Source organism: Gloeomargarita sp. (assembly GCF_053491055.1).
The window spans coordinates 1-14,315 of the sequence record NZ_JBRCEP010000027.1; the positions used below are offsets into that span (position 1 = coordinate 1).

The following is a 14,315-nucleotide window of genomic DNA, read 5'->3' on the forward strand; positions in this document are numbered from 1 at the left end:
CGTCCCTGAGAAAAGAGGTTTACAACCCACAGGCCTTCATCCCTCACGCGGCGTTGCTCCGTCAGGCTTTCGCCCATTGCGGAAAATTCCCCACTGCTGCCTCCCGTAGGAGTCTGGGCCGTGTCTCAGTCCCAGTGTGGCTGGTCGTCCTCTCAAACCAGCTACCGATCGTCGCCTTGGTAGGCCATTACCCCACCAACTAGCTAATCGGACGCGAGCCCCCCTCGAGGCGATCAAGCTCTTTCACCTCCCGGCATATGGGGTATTAGCAGTCGTTTCCAACTGTTATCCCCCTCCTCGAGACAGGTTCTCACGCGTTACTCACCCGTCCGCCACTGACACCCGAAGGTGTCCGTTCGACTTGCATGTGTTAGGCACGCCGCCAGCGTTCATCCTGAGCCAGGATCAAACTCTCCATGGTGATCGCTCAGTCCGGAATGTTGAAGAATTGACTAGGGCCAGTCTGGGTGGCGCTGACTTTCAAACCTATTCGGTTGTCCAGGTTCTGCCGCTCTCTATCGAGCGCTTTTTCAATCTAGCAAGTTCGTTTTGGAGTTGTCAACCCCCTGGGGCACAATTTCTACCCAAGGGGGGTGTACGTCCACGACAACGATGGGTTGGCCGGTTTCCAGGGGGGTCGGATAGGCGGTGCGGGCGGGGTATTCGACCTGTTGGCCTTTGAGGGTGAGCCGGACTTTGCCGGGGTGTTGGCTGTCGCAGGGGAGTTCGACAGTGCCGGTGGCGCCAATGAGGTCGTCGGGGGTAATTAGGCTGTTGGGGCTGTGGCGCTTGAGGTGGCGCAATATCCAGTGCAGGCTCCAGCCGGTGACCAGGCCGGTCAGCAGGGCGCCAATCAAGGTGGTGAGAAAGGGTTTGCCGGTAAGGGTGAGCACGACGCCCGTGATGCCAAACATCCCGCCGCCAAAGACCCAAAAGCGTAGGCTTAAAAAGGGCAGTTCGGACCAAAAGGGGAAGGTGTCTATGTCCGGGTCGGCATCCAGGTCGCCGCTATCCACCTCTGCGTCCCCGGCCAACAGGCTCAGGAGCATCAATACACCTCCGACCAAGGCGCAAAAGAGATAGAGGGAGAACATGGGTGGAGTTCGAGGTGGCTACTGGGAATCTAGCAAAAGCACCCCTCAAAACAGGGGGTTGAGGGTGGGTAATGCTCGGATGGCTTGGTTGACGGGGGTGGCGTTGACCAGGTGTTCGGCCCCGTCTAGGATTTCCATCCGTTCGATGGTATCCCCGGCGCGGATTTTGGCTAAAACCGATTGCCCGTCAATTAAATACCCGAATACGGCATAGCGCCCATCTAAAAGGTTGATCCCGGCTGGGGTGAGTTCGGGTTCAAACAGCAAAAAGAAGAATTGGGAGGAGGCGCTGTTGGGGTCGGATTCTTGGCGGGCCATGGCCAGCGTGCCGTAGGCGGCAAAGGGTAGTACGGGTTTATCCAGATAGCGTCCGGCGGCTTCCAAGGTGGTGCCATAGAGGGGCTGTTGCTCGCCTTGGACTTTGATTTCCAGGGGAATGCGGCGGATTTGACCGGTACGGGGGTCAACGTATCCGTCGGCCTCGCCGGGGGGGTCACCGGCTTGCACCACGTAGGATTCTTCGGCGCGGGTAAAGGGCAAGTGGTTGTAAAATCCCTGTTGCACCAAATCCAGAAAATTACCAGCGGTAATGGGGGCATTGTAGCCGTCTAAAACCACGATTAAATCCCCTTTGTTGGTGACGATTTTTACGGTTGCCCGTCCCAACAGTTGGGGCAAGTGGGCGTATTCGGGGGGGATGGCAAAGGGGAATTCTCGCACCATCAGGGCTTCTAAGGCCCCGACTTGGTCCAAAAGGGCATCTTGGGCGGCCAAGATGGCGGTTTTATCCCGGCGGGAAACGAGGGCGGCCAAATCGGCGAGGCCCTGGTTGAGGTCGGTCATCAGGGTGGCGGCGGTGGCCTGCTGTGCGGGGGCCACTTGGCTGAGCATCTCCTGCCGATACTGCTCGAGGGTGCGTTGGGCGGCTTTAATGTCGTTTTCGAGGCTGCGCCAGCGTTTGAGACGGAGTTGCTGGCGAATGTCTTCGAGGCTGTGTTCGATTTGGCGGATGTGGGGTTCGGTGACGGGTAAGGCCAAGCGCAACAGGGCTTTGGGGTCGGTGACGGGGTTGCTGGCCACCAAGAGGCCGCCAGCGGCATAGGCCGGCGCCAACCCCAGGCACCCCAGGAGAAACCCGACCAATGCGCCAGCCGTGAGCAGTTGCCACACCCTGCGGGCTAGGTTTTGGCGCTGGGATGGCTCGCGGTGCTTCCGGGTTCCCTGCGTGGACATTTCCCCCTCTTTGGACAAACCTTGCTGTCATTTTCCCACAGGGGCGTCTGCAGGCTCAATGGGCAGGGGGCGTCGGGAGGAAATTGCTTGGTCAAAGGGGATGACCCTGTTTGGTTAAAAGTTAAAATTAAGATCACAGTGTTTCGGGAATTTAGCCATCATGACGGCAACGCCACCGCAGTCCCAACGGGGTATTTTGCTGACACCGGCAGCGCTCCACCATTTGCAGCAACTGCGTGCCCAGAAGGGGGAAGACCTGTGCCTCCGGGTGGGTGTGCGCCAGGGGGGGTGTTCGGGCATGTCCTACATGATGGATTTTGAGCGACCGGAGAACATTCGCCCGGACGATGAGGTGTTTGACCAAGAGGGCTTCAAAATTGTGTGCGACCGCCGCAGTTTGCTTTACCTCTACGGGTTGGCTTTGGATTACAGTGAGGCGTTGATTGGGGGTGGGTTTCAGTTTCGCAATCCCAATGCGGTTCAAACCTGCGGTTGTGGCAAATCTTTTAGTGCCTAAATAGCGGGTGCGGAAACCGCGGTTTCGGGATGGTATGCGGGATGAGGGAATGAACCATATTTTTGGGGTTCTGTCCTGATCGTTGATTCAAGGGTTTTGCCAGGCCGATCTCCGTGCCCCTAGATTGGGGTCAAACTGCCTCTTTTTACGGGGTACAGCTGGGGGTGGTGAGGGGGCAGGAATAGGCGGGGGGATTCTCTAGGAAACCGGCAGAGTGACCCGCAGAAAGGGGGCAATGGTTGGTTGGGAATGGCCAGTTGTGCGCTTGGGACGAACAGTTATTGCCTCTTAATGAAATCTTAATGAAATGGGCTATAATCGGGTGGCAATGGTTGGCAAGGTGGGCAGTTGCCGATGGTGACCCCGGAATTGCTGGAGATAGCTCAGCAGGCGCGGCAGGCGGCGCAACGCTTGGCGACGGTGGATACGGCAACGAAAAATCAGGCGTTGCAGGCCATGGCGGAGGCATTGCAGGCGCATCAGGAGGAGATTTTGGCGGCCAACCGGGCGGATATGGAGCGTGCGCAGCAGGAGGGGTTAGCGCCGGCGCTGTTGCACCGGCTGCACTTGTCCCCGGATAAGTTGGCCAGCGCCATCCAGGGGGTGTGGGATGTGCGGGCGTTACCCGACCCGGTGGGACAACGGCAACTGCACCGGGAATTGGATGTGGGTTTGGTTTTGGAGCGGGTCACCTGTCCGTTGGGGGTGTTGGGGGTCATTTTTGAGGCGCGCCCCGAGGCGGTGATCCAAATTACGGCGTTGGCGCTCAAGTCGGGCAATGCGGTGATTCTCAAAGGGGGCAAGGAGGCAACCCAATCGTGTCAGGTGTTGGTGCGGGCGATTCAGGCGGGGTTGCAGGGAACGGGTGTTCCCCTGGCAGCGGTGCAATTGCTCACCACGCGGGCGGAAATTCAACAGTTGTTGGAATTGGATGAATACGTGAATTTGTTGATCCCCAGGGGTTCTAATGCCTTTGTGCGCCATATCCAAACCCATTCCCGGATTCCCGTGTTGGGGCACGCCGACGGTTTGTGCCATTTGTACGTGGACCGGCAGGTGGATATTCCCCAGGCCATTGCCTTGGCTGTTGACAGCAAGACCCAATACCCGGCGGCCTGCAATGCGATTGAGACGCTGTTGGTGCATCGGGAGATTGCGGCGGCGTTTTTGCCCCCTTGTGCGGCGGCGTTGGTGGCCAAGGGGGTGAAGTTGCGGGGGGATGAGGCGACCCAACAAATTATCCCGGTGGCTCCGGCAACCGAGGCGGATTGGCGCACGGAATATCTGGATTTGGTGCTGGCGATTAAGGTGGTGGATTCGCTGGAGGCGGCGATTGCCCACATCAATACCTACGGTTCGGGGCATACGGAGGCGATTGCCACGACCGACCGGCAGGCAGCGGCGCGGTTTATGGCGGAAGTGGATGCCGCTGGGGTGTATCACAACTGTTCCACCCGGTTTGCCGATGGGTTTCGCTACGGGTTTGGGGCGGAGGTGGGGATCAGTACGCAGCGGTTGCCGCCTCGGGGGCCTGTGGGCTTGGAGGGGTTGGTGACGTATAAGTACCGGTTATGGGGCAACGGGCAGGTGGTGGCAACCTATAGCGGCCCGCAGGCAAAACCCTTTACCCATCGGGATTTGCCGCTTTAGGGGGAAAAAACTTCCGTACATTCTTGCAACGCCTGGCGCAGGTGGGTGACATCCGGGTAGCGCTCGGCGGGTTTTTTAGCCAGACAGGTCATAATCACCTGCGCCAAACGGGTCGGCACCCGTTCCCCAAAGGGTTGGTTTTGGATGGGAATGGGGGGCATCTGCACGTGGCAGCGGAGCCACTGTTGGCGGGGACTGGTATCTTGGAGGTCAAAGGGGTTGGTGGCGGTGAGCATTTCGTAGGCAATCAGCCCCAGGCTATAGAGGTCTGCCCGTTCGTCTGCGAGGTGGGCGCGGCCATCACATTGCTCCGGTGAAGCGTAGCGATAGGTGCCCAAGAAACTGCCCACCGCCGTCAGTTCTGTGGTTGCCTCCGCGTCCTGAATCACGCGGGCGATGCCAAAATCGAGAATTTTCACCAATTCTTCCCCTAGGGAACTGGGGATGAGAAAGATATTGTCCGGTTTCAAATCCCGGTGCACCACCTTGTGGCTATGGGCAACCTCCAACCCGGCACACACCTGGAGCAGAATGGCTACGGTGCGGGCCACCGGCAGGGGTGCTTCGTGGCGGATCAGATTCCCCAAACTTTGCCCTTGCAGGTATTCCATGACGTAAAACGGCACCTGATTTTGGATGACGCCGCTATCGGTGATCTGGACAATGTGAATACTGTTGATTTTGGCCGTTACCCGAATTTCGCGGCGAAACCGCTCCAGAATCTGTCCGCTCTGGGTGGTTTCGGTAGGCAGACGGGTAAGGATTTTCACCGCCACTGGCTTGCGTAAATGCCGGTCGAGGGCAAGAAACACATCCCCCATACCCCCACCCCCCAAATGCCGTTGCAGGAGATAGCGGTTGTTGTTGCCCACCTGGACGCCCTCCCACTGGTGCGCGGAGTCGGCTCCTTGGCTCAACAGGTGCGGTGCTGTCGTTCTCAACGATACTGGTGCGGGCAGGGGACGCCGTCTTCTGCCACACCAAGGCGCTGCTGCCAACACCAACCCCCAGACCAGCAGGGGGGCAACCAAGGGTAGCCACATAGCCGTGCTTAAGCTCCAGATGCCGACCAGCAGGCCAACCCCACCTAGCCCCAGCGCCACCACTTGGCGACCATAACCCAAAAGCGCCACCCCCAAAAGGCCCCAAACGGCGATCCAGAGCGACTCCCAGGGTTCAGCCAGATAGTTGACACCCCCGCGCCCCCACAGGGCTTGGTCGAGGATTTGCGCCACCGCCTGGGCATGGAAATAAATGGCAGGATAGGTGCTGCCCAGAGGCGTTTGGAACTGGGGTTGCCCACCGGCGCGGAGGTCTTCCCCCACCAGCACCACCCGTCCTTGCACCTGGTCGGGCTGGAGTTTGTGTAACGCCTGCCACAGGGTGATCTGCTCCAGAGGGGTGACCTGAGGACGCAACAGCATCTGCCAGCCCTGCAGGCGCAACCGTTGGTAGGGGCCACTGTGGGGGTGCAACGGTTGCCACTGCCCCCTTCCCAACCCCAGGGTTAGCCCTTTCCCCCCCAACCGCGGCACAGTGCCCTGGAGGGCCAGATAATGGGCGGCCACCGCCAGCCCTAGAGAATGGTTGGGCTGACAGCCAGGGGTTTGGGCGCGCAAAGCTGTTCCCCCCAAAAGATAGCGCCGCACCACCGCACCGTCCGGGTCGGTAGGCACCTGGCTATTTACGGTTTGCGTCACCCCCAGGCGGGTCATCAACGTAGGTAAAGCCCCTAGCGGTTCCCAAGGTTCAGACGGGACACACCCCACCACCACCGGCACCTGCGCCGCCATCAATTCCGAAGCCAGGGTTTTCCCCTTAGAGAGCGTGATCGCCGTTTCCAGAGCAAACCCAACCACCCGTGGACGCAGTTCCGCCAGCCGAAACAGCAACCTTTGCAGCGTCGCTAGGGTCACCTGGTCCTGACCCAGCCGCACCAAATCCTCATCCGTGACCAGCACCAGCAGAAACCGCTCATCCCGGTTGGGGGGAAAACGCGGTTGTTGGTAGCGCAACCACAGGTCATAGCTCCACAAATCCAGGGCCTGCAACCCACCCCCACCCCGCACCAACAACACCAAAGCGGTCGCCAGGAACCCCACCAATCCTGCCTTCAGCCAGTGTCGGTCAATGCCTTTCACCCCCAAGCCACTTCCCCCCCGGTTGCCCGAGCTGGCTCCCGTTCATCGTTCTCGCAATCGCCGCGACCGCTGTCGGTACCACAGCCAACTCAGCATCCCCGCCCCGACCAAACCAGAGGCCATCACTGCCTGACCCGCCAGCGTCACCTCCCAACCCATGCCCTTGGCTGCCCATGCCCAAGCCGCCACCGCCGGCGCTGCCATCACCCACAACGGCCATAGGTGCAACCCCATCCCCAGCCACGGCATCCCTGCCGGTGGCAACTCCAGCATTTCCCCCGCCCCAACGCTTAAGGCCATACCTGCCACCACCAACAGCCCCACCAACCAAAACTTGCGGGTGCGTACCACGTAACGCCACAGCGACGGTTTGACCATAGGGCTCCCCAAGCGCAAAGCGGGCAAAACCAGGCATGCAAGCCAATAAGCCCTGAAATTTTATTTTTTAATATAGCTGTTCTCAGCCGTTGTTTGGCGCAAACGGGGCAACAGGGTGTGCAAATGAGTGATCACCCGTTGAATATCCGCCGCTGTGGTTTCCCGCCCCAGGCCAAACCGCACCGAACTGGCTGCCTGCGCCGCTGAGCGCCCCAAGGCCTGCAACACGTGGGAAGGCTGCCCCGTACTACAGGCCGACCCCGCCGACACCGCCACCACCGGTTGCAACTGTCGGTGCAGTTCTGCCCCATTCACCCCCAAAAACGTCACATTCAAATTGCCCGCCAAGCGGGGTGACCAGGCCCCATTCAACAGTACACCATCTAGCTTTTGTAATTCCTGCCAGAGGTGGGTGCGCAGGCTCAACAACCGCGCCTGTTCCTGCTCCCGTTCCGCCTCCGCCAGGGCAAGCGCCGCCCCCAATCCCACCAGCAGGGGCACGGCCAACGTACCGCCCCGCCATCCCCCTTCTTGGCCGCCCCCATGCAGTTGTGGCACAAGAGGTATCCGCGGGCCATCCCGCCGCACAAACAGCGCCCCCACCCCCTTAGGGCCACCGATTTTGTGCGCCGTCAGGGAGAGCAAATCCACCGGCAACGTCTGCATATCCAAAGGAATTTTGCCCACCGCCTGCGCCGCATCCGTATGGAAGAGAATCCCCCGCTCGCGGCAGATGGCGCCAATGGCCGCCAAAGGCTGAAGCACCCCGATTTCGTTGTTGGCCGCCATCACCGACACCAAAATCGTATCCGGCTGCAACGCCTGGCGCAGCCGTTCCACATCCACCAACCCATCGGCCTGCACTGGCAGATAAGTCACCCGAAACCCCAGGGATTCCAGATAGCGGCAGGGTTCCAGCACTGCCCGGTGTTCCGTTTGCACCGTGACAATGTGTCGTCCCCGGTGGTAACACGCCGCTGCCACCCCCTTGATCGCCAAATTATTGGCCTCCGTTGCCCCGCTGGTGAAAATAATGCTTTCCGGTGTAGTGTTCAGGCTGGCCGCTACCTGTTCCCGCGCCAACTCCACCGCCGCTTGCGCCTCCCAACCATAAAAATGCCCCTGGCTGGCCGGATTGCCAAACCGCTCCCGCCAATAGGGCAGCATCGCTTGCCAAACCCGCTCGTCCAGCGGCGAGGTGGCATGGTAATCCAAATAAATCGGACGCATGGGCAGGAAATACCGTTATGTGAATTTTAGTGTAGCGATTGTTTGAAGCCGACTGCTCCAGCGGCTGGCCACCGAAAAAAACAGCAAAAATCAGTGGTAGTTTGGGTATTAAAGTAACATGGTTTTCCGTTCCCATAGGGTGAAACAATAACAGAATTAATCGGCGTCGTCTGGGTATTTTTCAAGACAGACCGGCAGCGACAAACGGCAAAAAGCAGTCCCCAAACCCGAACCCCCGAAAGCGTCTTCCTGATGGGGATCAGCAAAACAACCTAGAGTTTCTCCAAGCAGGCATTTATCTCCTTGGGGGCCAGCAGCGTGCCCTGATACAGCAACAAATGTCGGCCTAGAGGTTCGATAACCCGCTTGGGGTGTTTACATAACCATTCATAACCATTGCCGGTTGCCGCCCTTTTCCAACAACAACGCCTCGACAAGCTCCTGGGCGGGGTTCGTAATTTTTTAAGGATCACCTTGGCGGCAGGGAGCAGCAGTGGTATGGTGAAAAGGGGATCAAGGTGTCAGGGTCATTGAGGGGCCAGCGGTGAAGCGAATCACGATTTTAGGGGCAACGGGTTCAATTGGGACACAGACTTTAGAAATTGTGGCCCAATACCCAGACAAATTTCAGGTGGTAGGGTTAACTGCCGGGCGCAATATCGGTTTATTTGCCCAACAAATTCGCCAGTTTCGACCGGAAATTGTGGCGATACAAGATGGAGATTTGCTTCCCGAATTGCGGGCGGCCATTGGCGAGGTACACCCGCAACCGGAGATTCTGGCTGGGGCCGAGGGAATTGCAGCAGTAGCAAGTTATGGGGATGCGGAAATTGTCGTTACGGGCATTGTGGGTTGTGCGGGATTATTACCTACGATTGCGGCCATTCGGGCAGGGAAAAACATTGCGCTAGCGAATAAAGAAACCCTGATTGCCGGGGGGCCGGTGATTCTACCTTTGCTTGCCGAATATGGGGTGAAGTTGCTGCCTGCCGATTCAGAACATTCGGCTATTTTCCAATGCTTGCAAGGGGTGCCGGAAGGCGGTCTCAAACGGATTATTCTTACCGCATCGGGGGGCGCTTTTCGGGATTGGCCGCTGGAACGGATGGCTCACGTTACTGTTGCCGATGCCCTCAAACATCCCAATTGGAATATGGGACAAAAAATTACGATTGATTCGGCCACCTTGATGAACAAGGGTTTGGAAGTAATCGAAGCTCACTATTTATTTGGCCTGGATTACGATCACATTCACATCGTCATTCACCCCCAAAGCATTATTCATTCTTTGGTTGAATTGCAAGATACTTCCGTGCTGGCGCAATTAGGTTGGCCGGATATGCGTTTGCCCTTGTTGTATAGCTTATCCTGGCCGGAGCGCTGGCCGACACCTTGGAAATCGCTTGATTTAGTCAGTATTGGCAGTTTGACATTTCGAGAACCAGATCATCACAAATATCCCTGTATGAATTTGGCCTATGCTGCCGGGCGCGCCGGTGGAGCCATGCCAGCAGTTTTGAATGCGGCCAATGAGCAGGCAGTGAGTTTGTTTCTGGCCGAAAAAATTACCTTTGCTGACATTCCCCGTTTAATTGAATTTGCCTGTGCCCGCTATGAAGCGATGAATTGCACAACGCCTGATTTAGATCACATTTTGGCGGCAGACCGCTGGGCGCGAGAAGTGGTGCTCGCCAACTGTAGTCCGCCCCCCGTATTATTGATTTGATAGACCTCTGGCAAGAGTAATAAATTCCGTAGGGGGAATACGCTAGCAGCAAAATTCTATAGTCAAGTAGGGTAAGGTCGTCGTATTATAGGATAGATGCTGTGGAGAAAAGCGATGGCAAGACCATACAGTTACGATTTGCGTCAAAAAGCAGTCGCAGCAGTCTTAAAGGGGGCAAAACTAGTTGAGGTTGGTGAGTTATTTGGTATGAGCATCAGAACCATACAAAGATGGTTAAAAATGTGGTCAGAAACTGGTGATTATCAGCCGAAAAAGAACGATTAAAAAGGTCATAGTGCTAAGATTACTGATTTGGAGGGATTTCGCCAATTTGTCGAAGCAAACCCAGGGTTGACGCAAAAAGAAATGGGAGCCATTCTTGGTGTCAGTCATACAACCATTGGTCAAGCCCTGAAAAAAATCAACTTTACCCGTAAAAAAAAACATACTCTTATGAAGAACAAAACGAAGAAGAGCGACAACAATTTATCAAGATGATGAAAGAGGAAAAGGATGAGAATTTAGTCTATATTGACCAGTCTGGGATGGATAATCGAGATGTTTATGAATATGGTTGGGGGCGAAAAGGACAAAGGATATATGGGCAACGACCTGGCAAAAAGAGAAAGAGGATAAGCATAATGAGTGGTTATCATTTAGGGCAATTGGTTGCACCATTTACTTGGATTGGTAGTTGCAATTTGCAAGTATTGATTGCCTGGTTAACAGAGATGTGGTTGCCCACCATTGGCGCAGGGAAGAAAATTGTTTTAGATAATGCCAGTTTTCCTCGTTGCCAACTCGTTCGGAAGGTTGTGGCAGCCGCTGGGTGTGAATTGATATATCTACCGAAATACTCTCCCGATTTAAACCCGATTGAGCATCAATGGCATAGAATCAAGCAAAGAGTTAGAAAAACCATGACATCCACAACCCAAAACCTTCATGACCTCATCGATTCAGTCATCTGCTCTATATGTCAACCTTTGCCTGCTTAGCTATAGAATAAATTTTTTGATGTAATAGGTGTAGGATTCCTCAGTAGAGATGGCCATATGCTTGAGCCGGATGACTTGACGCACTTGGTCAAGGAGCTTAGTCGGTTTAAGTATGGGGTGGTCGGGGTTGTGGGGCATTGGGGATGCTATATTGAAAAAGTCACTGCAGTAAATTTTACCGACAAAATCCGGTTCAGCCAAAAATTTTGTATCAGAGGGTTTGCTAGGTGGAAAACGGTGGTGTAGTGTATAGTTGGGCGCACAGAAGAAGATAGATAATCGGAATGACGAATCGTCAAGATGGGCGACGCAGTTCCAGGGCCGCGAGACGTGTTTCCCGTGCCGCCCAGCGCCAGCATGGCCAAGGGAATTCCGAGCCTGTCCCTGCCCATACTATGCCGAGGCCACAGCCTTTGGACGCAGATCTCGTTTGCGAGGCTGAGCGCCGGGGATACCTTGAGTTCAGCCCGGAGCAGACTCGAATCACATACATCTGCGCAAGGCGGTTTACCGATGACTACACCGACCCGGAGGAGCAGGTGCGTGCAGCGATTTACGCCTGGCTTATTCTCGACCGTGGATACCCGGCAAACAGAATCGAGGTCGAAGTCCCGGTTCCACGCCGCACGCCAGCAGATCGGGCCGACATTGTTGTTTACGGCGACCGGCATCCCTTCCTTGTGGTCGAGGTGAAAAAGACTGACAGCGGGAATGCCGAATTTGAGCGAGGTATCCTACAGGGCTTCGGCAACGCCGCGAATCTTCGGGCGTCGTACCTGCTTGTTGACTCCGGGACTGAGTCGATTTTCTATGATGTCGAGAACTGTCCTGACGTCCGAGACCGCGACCGATACCGGCTTGGTGACCGCAGTACCGTGCCCGTTAACTATGGTCTTGCCCGCGAACTTCGCCTCATTGCTGGCTCTACCCACGACATCCAACCCGCCAAGCCACTAAGAATAGAAGCCACCGTCCGCCGTGCTCACGCCGCCATCTGGGCTGGCGGTAAGCGTGACCCCCTGACCGCATTCGACGAGTGGAGCAAGATTCTCTTCGCCAAGGTTTGGGACGAACGCCACACTCCAAACGGCCAACCACGCGCGCTGCAAGTTGGCGCAAATGAATCGCCCTCCCAGACCGCTGCTCGTGTGCTCGAACGCTTTCGCGAGGCGCGTCGTCGGGACCCATCCATTTTCACTGACGACACGATCCGTCTCCCTGACGAGAAGATTGCGGAGGTCGTCGCGCTTGTCCAGGACATTGGCTTTACGCTTTGTGAGATAGATTTTCTTGGTGCGGCGTTTGAACACTTCTTTAGCCAAGTGTTCCGCGGTGGCCTGGGCCAATACTTCACTCGCCGCGAACTCTGCCGGTTTGTGTGCGCTATGCTTTCTCCGACCGAACGCGACGTGATCCTCGATCCCGCTGTTGGCAGCGGTGGGTTCCTGCTGGAAGCGCTCCTACAGGTCTGGCACCGCGTCGATGAACTTTATGCTGGCCAGGCCGAGGCTGAACGCATCAAGACAGAATTTGCCTTGCATAACCTTTTCGGCATCGAGATCCACGAGGTACTTGGTCGAGTCTGCAAGACCAATCTGCTGATCCACAAGGATGGGCACACTAACATTGAGTCCGAGCGCAGCTGCCTCGACCGTGTGTTCACCAACCCCGCACTGCGTCCTGACGGGTCGCGTTTTACTATCGTTGTGGGTAACCCACCCTTTGGTGATGAGGTCAGAGAGGCGGATCGCGACCGCCTCGGTAATGGGTCGCTTGCTGACTTCGAGATTGCGCGTGGGCGTGACCAAATAAGCAGCGAGCTTGTCATTATCGAGCGTGCTCTCCAGTTCCTCACGCCGGGCGGAAGGCTCGGAATGGTGGTTCCTGACGGTGCACTGAACAACTCCGGCGAAGGCAGCGCGTGTCCTGCATTCAGACGTTTCTTGTTTCGGCACGCAGCCGTGACGGCCGTTGTATCTCTACCAGACTATGCTTTTCGCAAAGCCGGGGCACAGAACAAGACAAGCCTCCTCTTTCTGCGGAAGTATACGCGGCAGGAGAAGGCACGATTCGACGCTGTGTATACTACAGCGCTGCGGAAGGCAGCCGCGGACGACAATCCAACACCCGACCAAGAAGATGGAGCGATTCGGGCTGCGTTGCGTGAAATCGATTACCGGGTTTTCCTTGCAGAGGTGCACGATGTCGGATACACGCCCGCCGGGACGCCTTCGGCGACAAACGAGCTGTACTCTACCACGGAGGGTGGCCGCTTGCGCCTCGATGATCCGGCCACTGTTCTCGGGCAGTGGCATCTATACCTCCGAGACCCTCTGGCCTACGAACCAGCCGAAGTCCCACGTTGTCATGCCGCGTCCGTTGTCAGCATCTTCGATGCGCATCCATCGAGGCGTCTCGACCCAAAGTATCACCTCTTTCAACTTGAACGTATTGATCCTCCTGAGGGAATGCGCGTCTACCGTTTGGGGGATCTGCTCGAGAGGCGCATCGAGCAGGTAGAGCCGACCGCGCACCCAGATAAGGAGTTCGTCACACTGAAGCTAAGTCAAACGGGCGTGATCTCTCGACGCGAGCCGGGTAAGGGTAGAAATCCGCCAGCCTGGTATGGTGCTTACTTCACAGAAGGTTCTCGCTGGTATCGAGTTCGTGCCGGTGATGTCCTCGTATCTCAGATCGATCTTTGGAAGGGCTGCATTGCTGTGGTTCCGGAAGCGTTTGACGGTGCGATTGTCACGCAGGAGTTTCCTGTCTATCGCGTGGCAGATAATGCTGTAGATCCGCGATACTTGGCGCTTTTGCTTCGGAGTCGCTATTTTCGCCGTGCCATTCGTGCCATCACCACAGGCCACTCCAACCGTCGGCGGACGCAGCCTGAAGATTTTGAAAACCTCCGTGTATTCCTGCCAAGCAGGACTGAACAAGACAGGATCCTAACTGCGGTCGAGAATGCAAGCAGAACACTCGGCGAAGCAGACAGGAGGTTCAAGGAGGTCTTGACGGACGCAGAGCGGAGAATGTTCGGCGGACTACCCCTGCCGCCTCAGGACGAAGCCTTTCAGACGGAAGGGGAAGCAAGCGAGGATGAGAGAGCCTAAAACAGTATGCAGCGGACGGCGCTGCGCGCCGCCGCTGATGCTGAGCGTTGGGTTGCTACTTTAGAATCACAACAGATACACAAAATGGGATATATAGTCATTTTTATTGAAAATGCAACATTTTATGAGAGGGGGGTGTAAGATGGGGAGGAAGGTGAGAATCAAGGAGGAGAATCAGAATGTGTTACAGTCTGGATTTACGGAAGAAGGTGATAAGTTTCATTGAGAACGG

General features: G+C 56.5%; 10 protein-coding genes, 1 rRNA gene and 1 pseudogene. 6 read left to right on the forward strand and 6 right to left on the reverse strand.

All coding sequences use genetic code 11. From position 1 onward, the window contains the following. The 3 genes from ACWISF_RS02980 to ACWISF_RS02990 form a co-directional block, all read right to left on the reverse strand. Nucleotides 1-421, reverse strand: a 16S ribosomal RNA gene (locus ACWISF_RS02980); the annotation flags it as partial. 109 nt (nt 422-530) lie between these two features. Continuing rightward, nucleotides 531-1,049, reverse strand: a complete 519-nt coding sequence (locus ACWISF_RS02985) for a hypothetical protein (RefSeq protein WP_448380109.1) — start codon at nt 1,047-1,049, stop codon at nt 531-533. A gap of 90 nt (nt 1,050-1,139) precedes the next feature. Beyond that, nucleotides 1,140-2,327 (reverse strand): peptidylprolyl isomerase, encoded by a 1,188-nt coding sequence (locus ACWISF_RS02990; RefSeq protein WP_448380110.1) that lies wholly within the window; start codon nt 2,325-2,327, stop codon nt 1,140-1,142. A 160-nt stretch (nt 2,328-2,487) separates the two neighbouring features. On the opposite strand from ACWISF_RS02990, the gene ACWISF_RS02995 reads away from it, so the two are divergent. Beyond that, entirely contained in the window at nt 2,488-2,844 is a 357-nt protein-coding gene (locus tag ACWISF_RS02995; RefSeq protein ID WP_448380111.1) for a HesB/IscA family protein, read from the forward strand. A 354-nt stretch (nt 2,845-3,198) separates the two neighbouring features. Continuing rightward, complete coding sequence (locus ACWISF_RS03000) at nt 3,199-4,494, forward strand: glutamate-5-semialdehyde dehydrogenase (RefSeq protein WP_448380112.1); 1,296 nt, start codon at nt 3,199-3,201, stop codon at nt 4,492-4,494. Here the strand turns inward: ACWISF_RS03000 and ACWISF_RS03005 are convergent. The 3 genes from ACWISF_RS03005 to ACWISF_RS03015 are packed head-to-tail and all read right to left on the reverse strand — an operon-like array spanning nt 4,491 to nt 8,243. Continuing rightward, the gene (locus ACWISF_RS03005) at nt 4,491-6,635 is read right to left on the reverse strand and encodes a CHASE2 domain-containing serine/threonine-protein kinase (RefSeq protein WP_448380118.1); all 2,145 of its coding nucleotides are present in this window, start codon (nt 6,633-6,635) and stop codon (nt 4,491-4,493) included. The two genes, ACWISF_RS03000 and ACWISF_RS03005, sit on opposite strands and share 4 nt — an antisense overlap. 42 nt (nt 6,636-6,677) lie before the next feature. Beyond that, the gene (locus tag ACWISF_RS03010) at nt 6,678-7,013 is read right to left on the reverse strand and encodes a hypothetical protein (protein ID WP_448380113.1); all 336 of its coding nucleotides are present in this window, start codon (nt 7,011-7,013) and stop codon (nt 6,678-6,680) included. Nucleotides 7,014-7,073: 60 nt separating this feature from the next. After that, the gene (locus ACWISF_RS03015; RefSeq protein WP_448380114.1) at nt 7,074-8,243 is read right to left on the reverse strand and encodes a cysteine desulfurase family protein; all 1,170 of its coding nucleotides are present in this window, start codon (nt 8,241-8,243) and stop codon (nt 7,074-7,076) included. Nucleotides 8,244-8,787: 544 nt separating this feature from the next. On the opposite strand from ACWISF_RS03015, the gene dxr reads away from it, so the two are divergent. The 4 genes and pseudogenes from dxr to ACWISF_RS03035 all read left to right on the forward strand — a co-directional run bounded on the left by dxr (nt 8,788) and on the right by ACWISF_RS03035 (nt 14,083). Continuing rightward, nucleotides 8,788-9,969: a 1-deoxy-D-xylulose-5-phosphate reductoisomerase gene (gene dxr / locus ACWISF_RS03020; protein ID WP_448380115.1), complete on the forward strand. Its 1,182-nt coding sequence runs from the start codon at nt 8,788-8,790 to the stop codon at nt 9,967-9,969. A 114-nt stretch (nt 9,970-10,083) separates the two neighbouring features. Beyond that, a pseudogene (locus tag ACWISF_RS03025) lies at nt 10,084-10,467 on the forward strand (helix-turn-helix domain-containing protein). Further along, nucleotides 10,464-10,967, forward strand: a complete 504-nt coding sequence (locus ACWISF_RS03030) for an IS630 family transposase (RefSeq protein WP_448380116.1) — start codon at nt 10,464-10,466, stop codon at nt 10,965-10,967. The pseudogene ACWISF_RS03025 and the gene ACWISF_RS03030 overlap by 4 nt, the downstream one beginning before the upstream one ends. A gap of 413 nt (nt 10,968-11,380) precedes the next feature. Next, nucleotides 11,381-14,083 carry an N-6 DNA methylase gene (locus ACWISF_RS03035; RefSeq protein WP_448380117.1) on the forward strand — a complete coding sequence of 901 codons (2,703 nt, stop codon included), beginning with the start codon at nt 11,381-11,383 and terminating at the stop codon, nt 14,081-14,083. The last annotated feature ends 232 nt before the right edge of the window (nt 14,084-14,315 follow it).